Below are 17899 nucleotides of genomic sequence, written 5' to 3' on the forward strand. Positions count from 1 at the left end.
GCTATTCTTCGAGCAATCCCTGTTTTTGAAAATCCTGGAGTAACACTGCGGCATCAGATGCAGCCTGATCTTTACTGACCTCATAATTTTCAAGGAGTAGCTCCACAATGGTATCCGTATCAAAGTCTTTGCCCTTGAGTTCTTCCCAAAGCCAGGCCGCCGAGCTGTTGAGGGTATATACGGTTGATAGGTCTACCATATCTTGGCTCGGGTCCACAATCAAATGATCCGAACCTATGGTTCTTAAAATTAAATCTGATCTTAATTTCATAAAATTTGTTTTTTTTTATTCACCTAGGGATCCAGGCAATTTAAGATTTGCATATACTATAAACTGGATGCCCCTATTTACTTTTACTGTTTAAAGTAAGCATATTCATTCAAAAATAGACGATTTCTTATGCATTTTTTGTTTTTTTTAAGCTAAAGTTCATGCTTTTTATATCATCCTTTTCAGTTTGGCAATAATTCGGCGCATTAGGCGCATGTGGTACCAACCCAAGCCCCGCAGTCTTGGCCAGGGCTGGTGTATTGCTATTGCTGCTTCTTTATCCTTTGGGTAATGCATATATGCAATTGCGATGATGTCTTTTTCCGTTATGTACTCGTGCAGGACGAGATTGCCATCCCCGGCCAAGACATATTGATCCTTTTTCTTCCCTACCAAGCGGTGAAACACAAATTTTCCCTTGTCTTTGGCGAGTATATTACTGCCAAGTGGGAGCGGTAGCCCTTTGTAGGCCCGTAGCATGACCATATCTCCATCCTGTATAAATGGACGCATACTTTGTCCCTTAATGCGTATGCGGACTTCTTTGCCTTGCTGCAGCATACGCTGCACTTCAGCAAAATAATCTGCGTTGGAGACAATTTTTGGTTTACTTTTTCCGGTCTGGTCTTGCATTATTTATGGGCATTGACAAAATACTGTATCACGTTTTCCAAATACGCATCTTTTAATAGGACTTTTTTGTTTTCATCCAACAGATAGAGGGTTGGAGAGGCCTTGAGATCGTAGAGGCTAAACGGCAAAATCTTGTTGTCACTATCAAAACCATTGATCCATTGATACGATAACTCCGATTGGTATTGTTTCCATTTGTTGCGGTCGCCCCAGGGGTCGATGGCCAGCACCTGTATCTGCAGCTGTGTAAACAGCTGGACGAGCTGCGGGTTGTCGCGAAGCTGGTGGATTGTTTCTTTGCAATGCGAACAGTCCGGATCGTAGAACATCAACAGCATATATTTGGCATCGATCTCCGACAGCTTTTGCTTTTGTCCATCGGCTCGTTCAAAGCTGAAATCTGTTGCTGTCTGACCCACCCTATTTTGGCGTACCAGCTTATAGGTAGGTCGGTAGGCCTCTTTTTCCAGATCAGTGCGTACAGCTGTATTAATCAGATAGCGCAATACCGATTCATAGGCAATATCGTTGCGCATGGGCGAATTGCCGTCATATAGGTAGTGCTCATATTGTTTGATGAAATAGTCAAAACTTGTACGGTTTACTTTGGCTTTGTCGAGCATCAATGCGACCGCCTTATCCCGCGTGGCCGAGTCAGGTGTCTTTGTCAAAAGCCCCAGAAAATCGGCCAATTGCTGTTCCCCTTTTTCCGGATTCTTGACCATAGCCGTGTCCTGCATGTCAAACTGATCCCAGAAATGGAATAAAGTACTATCTGCAGAACTGATCGGCGTTACGTTTTGGACGCCTGCTTCCTTCTTTTCCTTGTTGGTACCCGTACAGGACCAGGAGAATAGGAGTGCGCAAATCGCTAGGAAGCGTACGGTCGATAGACGTTTAAAATTAATCCTTTCCATGTATTTTAATCCCAATGCCATAGCAGTTAATACAATATAATTATAAATTTTCAGTGCGCCACAGTGGGCACCTCTCTTTACTCTATACCCAGTGCGCGAAGCAGCTTTTTCTTCCCATCCGAATCTTTTAGCGCATGGACATGATACTTTGCATCTAACAGGTTTGCGGCAGATTTTTTGGCGAGATAGCGATCGACATAGTGTGTTGCATGTTGCCGTATAAATGTGCGGCAGTCTATATTCACACTGATGCCCTTGTCAAAATTGCCATAGGTGAGCCCCGTTACAGCATCATTTGACGATATGGATTTGATGCTATTTTTGTCTAATCCGCTGATATTTAATGTTAGCGCAGGGTAGTAGAAATCCGATTGATTCGGTAATTTAACGTTCACGATCAACTTATTCCCGTCGATACGGCTGCTGACCAGGCTGTTTTGTCGGTTGTAGTTGTATTCGTAATACTCCTCTTGTGAAGGAAACCACAAGATGTCCTTGCCGTCTTTTCCATAGGTATCGTTGAGCCAGAGCAGGAGCTGAGCCCAGTCATGATCCGTTTCGTGCACACCAATATGGACTGCCTCGCGGTTAGCCACATCTTTTGCGGCAGCATCGTTGACCAGCTTTTCTACCTCAGCAGCGCGATTGACAAATACCCGGGCCAAAGTCTTTTGGTTTAGGGACGAATTGACCTGATACGGGATGAGCTTGTCGGCGCCGGTCTGTGCCGTCATGGTCTGAATTGCCGGAAAGCCAAGAGCCGCCTGGAGGTACGATTTATTTCCATTGGGCTCGGCCAAAAACTTGATGTTTCGCCCATTCAATCGTTTATTAGTGATTTGTTGTGCCCGATCAAAATGCTTTATCAGCGAGTCAACAGTGTTAACTGCGGTGGTATTGAGGTCGTGGAATGCAATGGCATTACCATCGTTGAGCATTTCGATCACATTGTTCCACCGTAGGCCAGCTTTCATATAAAAGCGGAAGAAATTTTCCGTAAACCCTTTTTTTACTACTGTTGGGTCATTCATAAAGGCCCATTCCGGCGCCAGCGTGGTTGTAAAATGGAACCTGACTTCATTGCCAAAACCATCCGTACTGCCCAGTGTTTTGCCCAACAGGTAACTGTTTGGTGGCATATCATCGGCTTCCAAATGCTCAATATCGAAATAATATTTCCGTTTGATGTCCGAGCGGTCAATCGGTTTCCCATTGATGGCTGCCCAGGTCATGCTGAATGCCGATTGCTTACAGTCGTCCTGTGTCAGCATAAATAATAAGCTCTTGTTATATTTTAGTGGCGGAATGTTTACAATTGGCGTTTCTGTTATCCCTTGTCCAGGCTGAAGTTCGATGATGATCTCCGCTTCCTGTCCCGTCTTTTCGTCAGCAAAAGGGTAGACGTATCGGTTTGCATTTTCGCCTTTATCTGGAGGTGATACTTCTTTTCCATCTTCGCGCTTACTGCCTTGGTAAAGATCTTTTTTTAGGCAAGAAGACAATAGGCTACATCCTAGCGCAATAAGGATAGCTTTTGTGTAAATAATTTGGCGCATGCGCAAATATAAGCCTTCTTGTTGGATTAACTATTTCGTTAAATAAAAAAAATAATACGATGATTATCTACTACACTATTGTGTAGCGAAAGGAATAGTTTTTACGTTTGTTACAATAGACTTTTTCAAAGTCCCGTTGAATAACGAATCAATTACAGTAGAAAAGCCGATTCAGGAAATATTTCAATCATTTAATTAAATAGTTTTACTAATTTTGCGGCAAATACCGCGGTGTCGATGAAAAGAATAATATTATGGTTATGCATAGCAGGATTTGTGGGTACATTACACGCACAGACCAATCCTGCCAATATAAAAGTAGACAATCTAAGTGACGCACAGATTGAACAATATGTCAAACAGGCCGCTTTAATGGGATACGACGAAAGTCAGTTAGATGGCTTTGCACGTGCACAGGGCGTTTCGGCTGTCGAAGTTCAGAAATTAAAAGAACGTCTGGCGAATATCAAACGTAAAAAGCAGCAACCAAATCCTTCACAAGGATCTTCCAGCCAATCGCGCAATACGCGCAGCACTGGCCGTCAGGTAGATGGTTACTCCAATGCAGATTCTCTGCAAAATAAGCAGACGAATAGAAGAGATTCGATGGAAAATGAAGAAGGCAAGCTCAAGATCTTTGGCTCAGACCTTTTTAAGAATAATGCCATCACCTTTGAACCCAATCTGCGCATGGCTACACCGAGCTCCTATATTATTGGTCCAGACGATGAGATCCTGTTAGATATTACAGGCGATAACGAAGCCTCGTATCAACTTCCTGTAACTCCGGATGGAACAATTAAAGTAGAATATGTCGGTCAGATCAATGTGGCTGGTTTATCCATTGCTGCAGCAAAAAATAAAATAGAACAACGTTTGAGCGGTACATACCCTGCAATACGCTCTGGAAGAACACAGGTGAGCGTTAATATTGGTAACATCCGTACCATCCGTGTTACCTTAACCGGGGCGGCTACAAAACCGGGCACCTACAGTTTACCTTCGTTAGCAACAGTGTTTAATGCCCTGTACGCTGCAGGTGGTCCCAATAAAAATGGTACCTACCGCAAGATCCAGGTGATCCGTGGTAACCGCGTGATCAGTACGATCGATGTGTACGATTTTTTAGCCAATGGCATTCAACAAGGCAATGTCCGTTTACAAGATCAAGATATCATTCATATCCCTGTTTACGGTGCCAGAGTACAATTTGAAGGCGAAGTCAAGCGTCCTGCCATTTTTGAGACCGTACCCGGAGAATCCCTTTTAGATATCTTGCGTTATGCGGGCGATTTTACCGAAAATGCCTATAGTGCCAAGGTTAAAGTGTTGCAGACCACAGGCCGCGAGCGCAGTGTACAAGATATCTACGCCGACCAATTTGCCAATTACACGCCCAAAAGTGGCGATCAATATATTGTAGAACCTATTTTGGATCGTTTTGCCAACCGTATCAGTGTATTAGGGGCCGTATTTCGTCCCGGCATATTTGGTTTGGAGCCAGGCATGACGTTAAAGCAAGTGTTGGAGATGGCCGATGGCGTGCGTGAAGATGCTTTCTTGGAACGCGGTATTATTAATCGTCTTAAAGCAGACAATACCTCCGAATTGATCAATTTTAACGTCCGTGACGTCCTTGCTGGAACTGCAGCCGATATTCCATTGAAACGAGAAGATAAGATTGAGATTTCATCCATCTTTGATTTAAGGGACGAATATAAATTTACTGTACAGGGTGAGGTCCGTTTTCCGGGTGATTTTCCGTTTGCCAGCAATGCAACGTTGGGCGATCTTATTCAGAAAGCAGGCGGATTGACCGAAGGTGCAAAAAACGCCCGGATAGAGATCGCACGCCGTATCAAAAACTTAGATGTGACCGACCATCGCTCTTCACAAACTGTATTGGTTGATATTAAAGATGGTGTGCTTACAGATCCAAATATGACGCTGCAACCTTACGATGTTATCTCCGTTTTGGGCGATGCTGGTTTCCGCACCCAACGTCAGGTAAAAATCGAAGGGGAAGTATTATATCCGGGCTACTATACGATTATGCGTGAGGATGAGCGTATTTCAGATATTATCAAGCGTGCAGGCGGTTTGACTACGTATGCTTATACCGAAGGTGCTTCATTAAAACGGACCGGCATGTCTAAACTCAACGCTGCTGAAAAGAAAGAAAAAGAACGGTTGAAAAAAGAGTTGGAAAGAGATAGTTTAGATGCCGAGGAAAATGACGGTAAGACAAAGAAATATACAGCGGTTGAAGAAGAAAATGGTGATAATTCAAAAGCAAAAAGTAGTGCTTTAGCAAAAGTATCTCAACAAAGTACTTCAGACTCAGATATCGAGCCGAGCGATCTGGTTGGTATTGAACTGAATAAAATCTTAGAAAAACCTTACGAGAAAGGTGACCTTTTGGTTTTGGATGGCGATATTATCAACGTGCCTAAGGAGTTAGAAACTGTTAAGGTTGTGGGTGAGGTGTTGAACCCAAACAATGTGGTCTATGTAAAAGGAAAGAGCCTAAAATACTATGTGAACCAAGCAGGCGGATTTACAGACAATGCGTTGAAGAAACGTGTTTTTGTACAATATGCGAATGGCGCCGTAAAGGGCAAAGATGGAGGTTATCCAGAGGTAAAGCCGGGGGCCGAAATTATTGTTCCTAAGCGTGCGCCAAGAGAAAGATTAAGTTCACAAGCTTGGATCGGTATTGGTACTGGTATTGCATCTACTTTGGCCATCATCATCAGTTTATTTAAATAGTTAAGTAGTGAAAGATAAACATAGTCAACTAAGTGGTGATGAAATGTCTTTAAAGGAATTTATCTTAAAGACACAAAGTTGGATCAAATACCTTTTTTCAAAATGGTATATATGGATGATAGCAGGCCTCATGGGGGGAATAACTGGATTTTTATATGCAAAATATCGCACTATAGAATATACTGCTACAACGACCTTTGTATTGGAGACAGGAGAGAGTACTGGCGGAGGGTTAGGACAAATGGCTGGCTTAGCAGCTCTTGCAGGGATCGATCTCGGTGGATCTGGTGGAGGTATTTTTCAAGGAGATAATCTCTTTGAGTTATATAAGTCTCGCAAAATGATTGAGGCCGTTCTATTACATAAATCCTCCAGTGATAGCTCGTTGACACTAATGGATCGATATATTGCAATGGAAAAGTTGAAAGATAAGTGGAAAACTAAAAAACCTGCGTTAATTCAATTGAATTTTTCGAAGAAAACGCCTGCGAATCTTCAGCGTGACAGAGATAGTATTTTGCAAGCCGTTGTAAAAGATATTAATAAAAATAACCTTACCGTTGGCAAATTAGATAAAAAGTCAGGTTTAATAAAGGTTGACGTAAAATCTACTGATGAATTGTTTTCGAAAGAGTTCAATGAAGCTTTGGTAGCCCAAGTAAATGAATTCTACATTAAAACCAAAACAAAGAAATCTTTGGACAATATCCATATTCTACAGCGGAAAACCGATTCTGTCAGGGCTGTAATGAATGGAAATATCTCGGCGGCAGCAGTCGTTGTAGACGCTACACCGAATTTAAATCCAACGAGACAGGCGCAACGGCTGGTGCCAACTCAACGATCTCAATTTTCAGCAGAAACAAACCGTGCAATATTGGGACAGTTGGTTCAAAACTTAGAAATGTCCAAAATGGCGTTGATGAAAGAAGCGCCGTTGATCGAAAAGGTTGATGAACCTGTTTTGCCTCTTTCAGATAATAAGGTAGGGAAGCTCAAAACAGCTATTTTAGTTGCCATATTATTTGGTTTTTTGTCAGTTTTTGTGCTTATTCTACGTAAAGTGTATATTAATGTTATTCGAGGTTAGCAGATGAATATATTAGAATTAATAGGACGGGATAAAAAGTTGTTTGAAAAGGACTTACTAGCATTTCAAACTGAACTTAATACGATAGTTTCAGCATCTAAGTTTTTAGTTATCGGAGGAGCGGGATCTATTGGGCAGGCGACTGTCAAAGAAATTTTTAAGCGTAATCCCAAGAAGCTGCATGTTGTTGATATCAGCGAGAATAATATGGTCGAGTTGGTACGAGATATCCGGAGTTCATATGGGTATATTTCAGGTGATTTTCAAACGTTTGCACTTGATATCGGATCGATAGAATACGATGCCTTTTGGGAAGCGGATGGTGATTATGACTATGTATTGAATCTATCTGCCTTAAAACATGTAAGGAGCGAAAAAGATCCTTATACCCTTATGCGGATGATAGATGTTAACATCTTCAATACGGATAAGACGCTGCAGCAAGCTATTGCAAAAGGAGTTAGAAAATATTTTTGTGTTTCTACGGATAAGGCTGCTAATCCCGTCAATATGATGGGGGCTTCAAAACGGATTATGGAAATGTTTTTAATGCGCAGAAGTAAGGATATAAAAATCTCTACAGCGCGTTTTGCCAATGTTGCGTTCTCAGATGGTTCGCTTTTGCATGGGTTTAATAAGCGTATAGAAAAAAAGCAACCTATTGTTGCTCCCAATGATATAAAAAGATATTTTGTTACTCCTAGCGAATCGGGGGAACTTTGTTTGATGTCTTGTATATTTGGTGAAAATAGAGATGTTTTCTTTCCAAAATTAAGTGAAGATCTTCATTTAATCACCTTTGCTGAAATAGCCATGCGTTATCTTAATACGATAGGTTACACTCCTTATTTGTGCCGGGATGAAGATGAGGCTCGTTATTTAATAGATACTCTACCTCAACAGGGCAAATGGCCATGTTTATTTTCCGCGAGCGACACAACTGGTGAAAAAGATTTTGAAGAATTTTTTACGGAAAGTGAGCTGCTGGATATGAACCGATTTGAAAACTTAGGTGTGATAAAAAATGAACTAAACATTGAGGAAGAGAAGTTGCAGCATTTTGACTTCATCATTTCGGAAATGAAGCAAAACCGTAAATGGACAAAAGATGAAATTGTTAATCTGTTTTTTTATATGATTCCTAGTTTTGGCCACAAAGAAACGGGTAAGTATTTAGACGCAAAAATGTAATCAATGGATTATATCAATAAATTTACCTCATTTGTAAGGGAACAATATTGTAGTGAAGACTTTATTCCTTTGCATGAGCCACGTTTTAGGGGCAATGAAAAAGCCTATTTGCTTGATACGATCGATTCAACTTTTGTGTCTTCTGTGGGAGCATATGTCGATGATTTTGAATGTAAGATGGAAAGTTACACGGGAGCAACAAAGGCTGTGGCTGTTGTCAATGGAACCGCAGCTTTACAAGTAGCATTACGATTAGTTGGTGTTTCCAAGGGTGACGAAGTAATTACCCAAGCTCTTTCCTTTATAGCTACAGCCAATGCAATTTCATACAATAATGCTATTCCTGTATTTTTGGATGTAGATCTTGATACCATGGGGTTATCGCCAGATGCTGTTCGAAAATTTCTGGAAAGTTATGCCGAATTGAGAGACGATGGTTGTTATAATAAATCTACTGGAAACAGGATTTCTGCCTGTGTGCCGATGCACACCTTTGGTTTTCCTGTACATTTGGATGAATTGATTACCATTTGTAATAAATGGAAAATTCCAGTTGTGGAAGATGCCGCGGAATCTTTAGGAAGTTATTATAAGGGAAGACATACAGGCACGATTGGGCAAGCTGGTTGTTTCTCTTTTAATGGAAATAAAACTATTACTTGCGGTGGCGGTGGAGCACTCGTTACAAATGATCTAAATCTGGGGACTAAAGCAAAATACCTTACAACTACTGCTAAAAGACCGCATCCTTATGAGTTTTTTCATGATGAATTAGGGTATAATTATAGAATGCCCAATTTGAATGCAGCCCTTGCCTGTGCTCAAATGGAAATGCTCGAATCTTTCCTAGCTGATAAGCGTCAATTGGCAACCGAGTATATAGATTTCTTCAAATCTATTGATGTCACATTTAGGACAGAACTAAATGACACCAAAGCAAATTATTGGCTGATGTGTATTGAAATGAATGATAGACAGGAACGCGATTATTTTCTAAAGGAAACCAATGAGAAAGGGATTATGACTCGTCCAATATGGACACTAACGTACAAGTTACCTATGTATCAGCATTGCTATCGTGATGAGCAAGTAAATGCCGAATTTTTGGAACAACGTATTGTAAATATCCCAAGTAGTGTAAGATAAATGTAGTAGGTATTTTAATTGAAAAATTGATGGAAAAAACTTTAATAATTGCGGAAGCTGGAGTAAATCATAATGGTGACATGAATAATGCGATCAAGCTTATTGATGTAGCCGTGGAAGCTGGAGTAGACTATATAAAGTTTCAGACTTTCAAAACCGAAAAATTAGTTTCTAAAAGGGCAAAAAAAGCGGAATATCAGATTCAAAATACTGGTGGAAAAGAAGATTCGCAATATGCAATGTTGAAAAAATTAGAGCTTTCGCTTCAAGATCATGAGACGCTAATAAATTATTGCAAAAAAAAAGGAATACAATTTTTTTCTACCGCATTTGATTTGGATTCCTTAGAATATTTGAAACATATTGGATTAGAATTAGTTAAAATTCCGTCTGGAGAAATTACAAACCTACCCTATTTGAGAAAAGCCGCAAAGTTGTTTTCGAAAGTAATATTATCAACAGGAATGTCAACAATGAATGATATTTCCGCTGCAGTCGAGGTTTTCAGAGGAGAAGGTGTTACCGACTTAACTATTTTGCATTGTAATACTGAATATCCTACTCCAATGGAAGATGTCAATTTAAAGGCGATGCTCGCCATTAAGGATCAATTCCATACAGAAATTGGCTATTCTGATCATACCTTGGGAATAGAGATTCCTATAGCAGCAGTCGCCTTAGGAGCCTCTGTGATCGAAAAACATTTTACATTGGATAAGACGATGGAGGGACCAGATCATGCAGCATCATTAGAACCAGCAGATTTAATAAATATGGTTGCCGCTATTAGAAATGTTGAAAAGGCGATGGGTGGAAATGGACTTAAGGAACCCTCTCCATCAGAACAAAAAAATATTGCTATAGCGCGAAAAAGTATTGTTGCTGCGACGAACATCAACAAAGGTGAAGTGTTATCGGAAAGAAATCTAGCGGTAAAAAGACCTGGAAATGGAATTTCACCAATGCGTTGGGATGAAATTATAGGTAAAATAGCCATTCGCAGTTTTGATGAAGATGATTTAATCGAGGTTTAGATGAAGAAAATTTGTGTTGTTACTGCTACGAGGGCTGAATATGGTCTATTAAAGCCTTTGATGGAGCTGATCCAGCAATCTTCTGAATTGGCGCTTCAGATTATAGTTACAGGTGCACATCTGTCGCCCGAGTTTGGATTGACTTATCAACAGATTGAGTCTGACGGGTTCGCAATTGATGAGAAAGTCGAGATTTTACTTTCTTCAGATACGCCTTCGAGTGTTGTCAAAACAATGGGGTTAGCAATGAATGGTATGGCGGATGTTTTTCCTCGGCTCAAGCCTGATGTACTTGTTATATTGGGAGATCGATACGAAATGTTGGCAATTGCTGCTGCAGCGACGATATTTCAAATTCCAATTGCTCATATACATGGTGGTGAGATTACGGAAGGTGCCTATGATGATGCGATAAGACATGCTATTACTAAACTAAGCCATTTGCATTTTACGTCAACCGATGAGTATAGAAATCGTGTTATTCAGATGGGAGAAAATCCCGATTTAGTATTTAACGTTGGGGCAATTGGACTAGATAATATCAAAAATTTAACGCTATTAACAAAGGATGAGTTGGAATCTAATTTAAATATTAAATTTAAAAAATTTAATTATCAAGTGACATATCATCCCGAGACCTTAGCAGGAATAAGTGCCGAAAAACAATTTCAGCTATTATTACAAGCCATAGATCAGCAAGAAGATAGTTTTTTTGTTTTTACAAAAGCTAATGCGGATACAAATGGACGAATAATAAATCAGATGATTGATCAATACGTTGCTGATAATATTGGAAAAGCAGCAGCCTTTTCTTCATTGGGGACCCTGCGATTTTTGTCTTTGGTTAAGTATTGTACTGCGATAGTTGGAAATAGCTCAAGTGGTATTTTGGAAGCACCATCTTTAAACACAGCTACAATAAATATAGGCGATAGGCAAAGGGGTAGAGTACAAAGCTGCTCCGTGATAAATGTAGCTTGTGATTTTAATGCAATAATGATGGGGTTTGAAGAGATAAAGAGCAATAAAATAATCGGTAATACAGAGGACTCTAAGAATCCGTATTATAGTGGTGGAGCCGCAAATCAAATCTTTCAAGTATTGGCGGGGTATCCAACTCAAAGTACTGTTAAAAAATTTTATAATTTGAGATGAGTATTGTCAATAAACATATCGTATACAGGGAACAAACTGTAAGAGAGGCACTAATAAAATTGGATAAGATAGCTCCTTCCTCAATTTTGTTCGTCGTTGATGATGATAACACCTTATTAGGATCATTGACGGATGGAGATCTTAGGCGAGGTTTCATTAGAGGATTGGGGTTTGAAAATAGTTTGTTGGAATTTACACAGTCGAAGCCGGTGTATATCCGAGAAAATGAATATGATTTAAGAAAGTTAGAGGAATTTAAAAGAGATTTGCTTAAGATTATTCCAATAGTCAATAATAACCATCAAATTGTTGATATTTTAGATTTTAGTCTGCGCACTACATTAATACCGGCGGATGCAGTACTAATGGCAGGTGGAGAAGGAAAACGTTTACGTCCACTTACAGATAATACACCAAAACCTTTATTACGAGTGGGAGATAAGCCCATTATTGAATATAACATAGACCGATTAAAACAAGTCGGAATTCAAAATATCAATTTGAGTATAAATTACTTAGGTGATCAATTAGTGAGTTATTTTGGCGATGGATCTGACAAAAATCTAAATATTAAATATGTCAAGGAAAGTAAGCCATTGGGAACCATTGGTTCCATACTTTTGGTAGAAAATTTTATGCATGAAGATATCATTGTCATGAATTCCGATCTTTTGACGAATATTGACTTTAATGATTTCTTCAAAACATATAAAGAAAGCAAAGCAGATATGATCGTTGCTGCGACTTCTTATAACGTGGATGTTCCATATGCTGTTTTGGAAGTCAATGAAAAGAATTGTGTTAAATCTCTCAAGGAAAAGCCTCGGTATACATATTACTCCAACGCAGGTATCTACATATTAAAAAAGAATTTATTAAGTATGATTCCCAACGATACATTTTTCGACATTACAGATTTGATGGATCGTTTAATTGAGATGAACTTAAATTTGATAACCTATCCACTCAATGGATATTGGCTGGATATTGGAAAGCATGAGGATTTCAGAAAAGCGCAGGAAGATATTAGACATATTAAATTATAAAAATGAAAGGTTTAATTACAATTTGTGCTAGAGGGGGCTCTAAGGGTATTCCAGGTAAAAACATTAAGTTGATCAATGGGAAAGCGCTAATAGCTTATTCCTGTGAAGTAGCTGTAGCATTTGCCGCAAATCGTGATATTGATATAGTATTATCAACTGATTCTACAGCGATTAAAGCTGTAGTAAAATCTTTAGGTTATCATAATATTGATACTGGTTATGAACGGCCTGATTTTCTTGCTAATGATACCGCTGGGAAACTAGACGCAATTGTCGATGTAAAAACATATTCTGAAATGCAAAATGACTTGAAATATGATTTTATTATTGACTTAGATGTAACATCCCCTCTCCGTAATGTAGCTGATTTAAATGGCGCAATTGATTTGCTATTTAAAAATGAAGCTGCACTAAATATATTTTCGGTAAGTCCGGCAAACAGAAATCCCTATTTCAATATGGTTGAAGAAAAAGATGACGGATTTTATGGCTTGTGTAAAATAGGTCAATTTCTGACGCGACAATCTGCACCCAAAGTTTACGACATGAATGCATCTTTTTATATTTTTAAAAGAGCTTTTTTTGACCAAGGATACCAGACTGTTATTGCTGACAAAAGTTTAATATGTGAATTGCCTCATATCTGCTTTGATTTAGATCACCCTATAGACTTTGAATTTATGTCTTATTTATTGGAGAACAAGAAGCTGGATTTTGAATTTAATTATTGATCCATGAAAGTACTTATAATTGGTTTAGGTTCCATTGCAAAGAAACATATCGAGGCAATAAGAAAACAAATTTCTAATGTAAAAATCTATGCATTGCGGACAGGAAGTCATGTGACAGCCTCGGATTATCCTAACGTTATAAACGTATTCTCATTCAATGAAGTCGAATTTGAAACAATAGATTTTGTGATAATTTCAAGTCCAACAAGTAAACATTTCGAGGGAATAAATATATGCAACCAATTAAGGAAACCTTTATTTATAGAAAAGCCACTGTTCTCTGAAATAACAAATAAAACAGAACAACTCGTTAAAGATGTGACTCTGGCAAAAACAAAGACTTACGTGGCATGTAACCTGCGTTTTTTAGACGCATTAAAAACATTGAAAAATCTTGTTCAAAATAAAAGAATAAATGAAGTAAATGTCTATTGTGGTTCTTATCTCCCCGATTGGCGGCCAAATGTGGATTTTAGAAAAGTTTATAGTGCAAACAAGGAAATGGGAGGTGGTGTACATATAGATCTTATCCACGAACTTGATTATATTTATTGGTTTTTTGGAAATCCATTAGCGCATCGTTCTTTCTGTAAAAGTAGTTCATCCTTAGAAATTTCTGCTATAGATTACGCTAATTTCATATGGGAATATTCTACATTTACTGCATCCATAGTTTTAAATTATTATCGAAGAGATGCTAAAAGAACGATAGAAATTGTTACCTCTGAAGGAACATTTTTAGCAAATTTGTTGGAAAATAAGATTTTTTATAATGGTCAAGTTATTTTTCAATCAGAACAAAAGATTTCGGATACCTATGACGCTCAAATGAAGTATTTTATAGATTTCATTACAGGATCTCAAACAAGTTTTAATACGATTGAAGAAGCAAATTCTATTTTAAAATTATGTATTCAGGACTAAAAGATAAAGTTATTCTTGTAACAGGCGCTGGTGGTTTAATTGGGCGGGAGTCTGTAAAACATTTGGTAAGCCATGCAGCGATAGTTGTTGGCGTAGATGTTCATGAGCCCCATTCTGGAGAAAGCCTTTTTCTTAAGGCTGACATTACTGAGAAAGCTGAAATCGATGTTGTCATTGGCAGCGTGATGGCTAAATATGGGCGTATTGATGGATTGGTAAATTTGGCATATCCCCGAACGCCAGATTGGGGAACGGCATTCGAACAGATCGAATACATTTCTTGGCAAAAGAATGTGGATATGCAGATGAATGCAGTGTTTTATTTTTGTCAACAGATTTTGAAGATCATGAAATTGCAAAGGGGAGGTTCAATTGTAAACATCGCATCGATTTATGGAGTGGTAGGCAATGACTTTACATTATATAAGGAATATAATGGAACATCACCAGCGGCGTATTCCGCTATTAAAGGTGGAATTATAAATTTTTCTAGATATTTAGCCTCATATTATGGACGCGATAACATTAGAGTTAATTGCGTTTCACCAGGAGGTATACTTGACGAGAAGAATCAACATCCGTCGTTCATTAAGCGGTACAGCGATAAGTCCCCTTTGGGAAGATTAGGCAACGCTGAAGAAATCGCTCCTGCAATTAGCTTTTTACTTTCTGATGATGCAGCATTTATAACGGGACATAATTTAATGGTGGACGGCGGTTGGACAGCTATTTGATTTACATAAATAATAATTATATGAAAGGCGAAAAAATTTTTTGGTGTAAAAACTGTTTAAATATGTCAACACGGCCTCGAATTTCTTTTGATGAAAGGGGGTGGTGTAATGCATGTCAGTGGATGGAAGAAAAAAAAGTTTTGAATTGGGAACCTAGGCAGCACGAATTGAATTCAATATTAGAAAAGCATAGATCTAAAACAGGGAATTTTGACTGCATTGTACCAGTTAGCGGTGGAAAAGACGGTTCGTATGTTGCCTATATGTTAAAAGAAAAATACGGCATGAATCCTCTAGCCGTTACAGTGAGGCCAGCGTTATCATTACCTATCGGGGACCAAAATCTCTTTAATTTTATTCAATCCGGTTTCAATCATATCCATGTTTCGACTAATCCGAAAGTACTTGATAGATTGAATAAATATGGATTTATAGAAAAAGGATTTCCTTATTATGGTTGGTTAATTGCTATTCATACTGCGGTAATACGTACAGCTATAAGCTTTAAGATCCCGTTGTTATTCTATGGTGAGGATGGGGAAATTGAGTATGGCGGATCTACAGCTAGTAAAAATAAGCCAACCTATGGGATTGACTATATGCGAGCTGTCTATTTGGAGGGGGGACACCGACAGGTTTTTGATCGAATATTAGCTGACGGCGATATTAAGGAATCTGATTTAACTTTTTTTAAATTTCCGAGCCAAGAGGAAATTAACGAAGTTGGACTTGAGTTTACGCACTGGTCATATTATGAGTCTTGGGATTCTTATAGAAATTACGTGGTGGCTAAAGATCATTGCGGGTTAATTGAAAAGGATGAAGGTAATCAAGATACATTTACTAATTTTGCTCAAAATGATCAAGCTCTCTATGCATTACATGCTTATTTAATGTATTTGAAATTTGGATTTGGAAGGGCAACTCAGGACGCTGGTATTGAAATTAGAAGGGGTTCTATGACTCGTAATCAAGCATTGAATTTAGTTAGAATGTATGACAATGCCTACCCTGAGGAATTAATTCCAACTTATTTGGAATACTATAAAATGACTAAAGAGGAGTTCGATCAAGTATTAGATAAATATGCCAATAAAGATCTATTCGAAAAGGTGGACGGAATTTGGCAACCTAAATTTATTGCTGGTGAGGATTTTGAAATATGAAAATAGCAATTGTTGACTATGGAATGGGTAATATCCGTTCCATAGTGAGTAGCTTAAAATTTTTAGGAGTTGAAGATATTTTGCTTACATCATCTCCTCTCGAATTGCAATCAGCTGATAAGTTAATTTTGCCTGGAGTTGGTTCTTTTGGTAGGGCAATAAATAAAATTCGCGAAATGGAATTAGACCGAATTTTGAAGACATTAGTTCTAGACGATAAGCAGCCTATTTTAGGTATTTGTTTGGGAATGCAACTAATGGGTAAATATAGTCACGAGGACGGCGAGAATGCTGGGTTAAATTTTATAGATAGAGGTATTGAGCGATTTGAAGATGAAAATTTGCAAATACCTCATGTTGGCTTTAACCAAGTAACACCATATGAGCATTCAAGATTATTTGATGGTCTGGTTGGACATCCAGATTTCTATTTTACACATAGTTATCGTATGGTAGCTAATTCTTTTGGAGAAAATTACAGCACATGTCACTATGGCTCCACTTTCGTAGCTTCATTTGAAAAGGAAAATATTGCAGGTGTTCAATTTCATCCTGAACTCAGTCAAACAAATGGACTAAGGTTATTGAGAAATTTTATAGAGAAGTTTTAATGTTAAGAAAACGTATTATTTTCACGCTGTTGTATAGTGATGGTTACTTTATGCAAAGTCGAAACTTTCGTTTGCAAAAAGTAGGTAACATTGATTGGTTGGAGCGCAACTATAAATTTAAAGAAATTTCTTGTTCATTGGATGAGATTATAGTTTTGGATACTACCAAGAAAAATAAAGACATCCGGAAGTTTGCTTCGACGATCGAAAAAATAGTGGAAGGATCATTCATACCTGTCGCTGCAGGAGGTGGAGTTAATTCTTTGGAAGATGCTGAATTGCTTTTTAACAGTGGTGCAGATAAAATAGTTGTCAACACGGCTTTAATTGAAAACCCTTCTTTCGTAAGAGATTTGGTTATACACTATGGTAGTCAAAGTACTGTCGCATCAATTGATTACAGGGTTATTAATGATAATATTGAATTTTATATTAAAGATGGCACAAGTAAAGTTGATTTGACTTTTGAAGAATACCTACGGTATTTATCCGAACTTGGAATAGGTGAGGTGTATTTAAACTCCATTGATCGTGACGGAACCGGATTTGGGTACGATTTTAATCTTGTTTCAATAGTGCGTAAAAATTTACAGGTTCCTATTATTATCGCTGGCGGAGCAGGAAATGAAAACCATTTATTAGAAGCAATTAAAAATGAAAGTGTTAGTGCAGCAGCGACAGCCAATTTATTTAATTTTATTGGTGATGGATTACCTAATGCTCGAAAACACATTGTCGAATTGGGCGAAAATTTAGCAAATTGGGATGTTAATAAGTGAGATAGTAAAAAAAATTCGGTATTGTATCAACGCAGATCGTATCGGTCCTGATATACCCTTTACACATTGGAAGCTTCACTTTGCAGCGACTATGAAAAAATTGTGTAAAAGCAAATTTGCATATTTTTCTAGTTCTGCTCAGTTTA

The 17899-nt window shown here is 38.3% G+C and carries 17 protein-coding genes; 13 read left to right on the forward strand and 4 right to left on the reverse strand.

Annotated features, from left to right (window positions below; translation table 11 throughout):
• Nucleotide 1: 1 nt before the first annotated feature.
• The 4 genes from VXM68_RS05890 to VXM68_RS05905 all read right to left on the reverse strand — a co-directional run bounded on the left by VXM68_RS05890 (nt 2) and on the right by VXM68_RS05905 (nt 3377).
• Nucleotides 2–271, reverse strand: coding sequence for a PqqD family protein (locus VXM68_RS05890; protein ID WP_367210707.1), 270 nt, complete (start codon nt 269–271; stop codon nt 2–4).
• 168 nt (nt 272–439) lie between these two features.
• Entirely contained in the window at nt 440–904 is a 465-nt protein-coding gene (locus VXM68_RS05895) for a S24/S26 family peptidase (RefSeq protein WP_367210708.1), read from the reverse strand.
• The gene (locus tag VXM68_RS05900) at nt 904–1821 is read right to left on the reverse strand and encodes a DUF5106 domain-containing protein (protein ID WP_367210709.1); all 918 of its coding nucleotides are present in this window, start codon (nt 1819–1821) and stop codon (nt 904–906) included. The genes VXM68_RS05895 and VXM68_RS05900 overlap by 1 nt, the downstream gene beginning before the upstream one ends.
• Before the next feature lie 77 nt (nt 1822–1898).
• Nucleotides 1899–3377 (reverse strand): hypothetical protein, encoded by a 1479-nt coding sequence (locus tag VXM68_RS05905; protein ID WP_367210710.1) that lies wholly within the window; start codon nt 3375–3377, stop codon nt 1899–1901.
• Nucleotides 3378–3614: 237 nt separating this feature from the next.
• Here VXM68_RS05905 and VXM68_RS05910 point away from each other — a divergent pair, with 237 nt between their 5' ends.
• From VXM68_RS05910 to VXM68_RS05970, 13 genes are read left to right on the forward strand one after another with little or no spacing between them, the layout of a single operon-like run.
• A complete protein-coding gene (locus tag VXM68_RS05910) occupies nt 3615–6146 on the forward strand; it encodes an SLBB domain-containing protein (RefSeq protein WP_367210711.1) in 2532 nt (843 codons plus the stop codon).
• 7 nt (nt 6147–6153) lie between these two features.
• Nucleotides 6154–7236, forward strand: a complete 1083-nt coding sequence (locus VXM68_RS05915; RefSeq protein WP_367210712.1) for a lipopolysaccharide biosynthesis protein — start codon at nt 6154–6156, stop codon at nt 7234–7236.
• 39 nt (nt 7237–7275) lie between these two features.
• Complete coding sequence (locus VXM68_RS05920; RefSeq protein WP_367210713.1) at nt 7276–8427, forward strand: UDP-N-acetylglucosamine 4,6-dehydratase; 1152 nt, start codon at nt 7276–7278, stop codon at nt 8425–8427.
• A 3-nt stretch (nt 8428–8430) separates the two neighbouring features.
• Entirely contained in the window at nt 8431–9573 is a 1143-nt protein-coding gene (locus tag VXM68_RS05925; RefSeq protein WP_367210714.1) for a LegC family aminotransferase, read from the forward strand.
• Nucleotides 9574–9602: 29 nt separating this feature from the next.
• Nucleotides 9603–10607 (forward strand): N-acetylneuraminate synthase, encoded by a 1005-nt coding sequence (neuB, locus tag VXM68_RS05930; RefSeq protein ID WP_367210715.1) that lies wholly within the window; start codon nt 9603–9605, stop codon nt 10605–10607.
• Nucleotides 10608–11762, forward strand: coding sequence for a UDP-N-acetylglucosamine 2-epimerase (gene neuC, locus VXM68_RS05935; RefSeq protein WP_367210716.1), 1155 nt, complete (start codon nt 10608–10610; stop codon nt 11760–11762). It begins immediately after the preceding gene.
• Nucleotides 11759–12808: a nucleotidyltransferase family protein gene (locus VXM68_RS05940; protein ID WP_367210717.1), complete on the forward strand. Its 1050-nt coding sequence runs from the start codon at nt 11759–11761 to the stop codon at nt 12806–12808. Before neuC ends, VXM68_RS05940 begins: the two co-directional genes overlap by 4 nt.
• 2 nt (nt 12809–12810) lie before the next feature.
• Entirely contained in the window at nt 12811–13539 is a 729-nt protein-coding gene (locus VXM68_RS05945; RefSeq protein ID WP_367210718.1) for an acylneuraminate cytidylyltransferase family protein, read from the forward strand.
• A gap of 3 nt (nt 13540–13542) precedes the next feature.
• Nucleotides 13543–14463, forward strand: a complete 921-nt coding sequence (locus VXM68_RS05950; protein ID WP_367210719.1) for a Gfo/Idh/MocA family protein — start codon at nt 13543–13545, stop codon at nt 14461–14463.
• Nucleotides 14448–15197, forward strand: a complete 750-nt coding sequence (locus tag VXM68_RS05955; protein ID WP_367210720.1) for an SDR family oxidoreductase — start codon at nt 14448–14450, stop codon at nt 15195–15197. The genes VXM68_RS05950 and VXM68_RS05955 overlap by 16 nt, the downstream gene beginning before the upstream one ends.
• A gap of 20 nt (nt 15198–15217) precedes the next feature.
• The gene (locus VXM68_RS05960; protein WP_367210721.1) at nt 15218–16363 is read left to right on the forward strand and encodes an N-acetyl sugar amidotransferase; all 1146 of its coding nucleotides are present in this window, start codon (nt 15218–15220) and stop codon (nt 16361–16363) included.
• Nucleotides 16360–16974, forward strand: coding sequence for an imidazole glycerol phosphate synthase subunit HisH (hisH, locus tag VXM68_RS05965; RefSeq protein WP_367210722.1), 615 nt, complete (start codon nt 16360–16362; stop codon nt 16972–16974). Before VXM68_RS05960 ends, hisH begins: the two co-directional genes overlap by 4 nt.
• Nucleotides 16974–17753 (forward strand): HisA/HisF-related TIM barrel protein, encoded by a 780-nt coding sequence (locus VXM68_RS05970; protein ID WP_367210723.1) that lies wholly within the window; start codon nt 16974–16976, stop codon nt 17751–17753. Before hisH ends, VXM68_RS05970 begins: the two co-directional genes overlap by 1 nt.
• Nucleotides 17754–17899: the final 146 nt, after the last annotated feature.

Source organism: Sphingobacterium sp. R2, assembly GCF_040760075.1.
Lineage (GTDB): Bacteria > Bacteroidota > Bacteroidia > Sphingobacteriales > Sphingobacteriaceae > Sphingobacterium.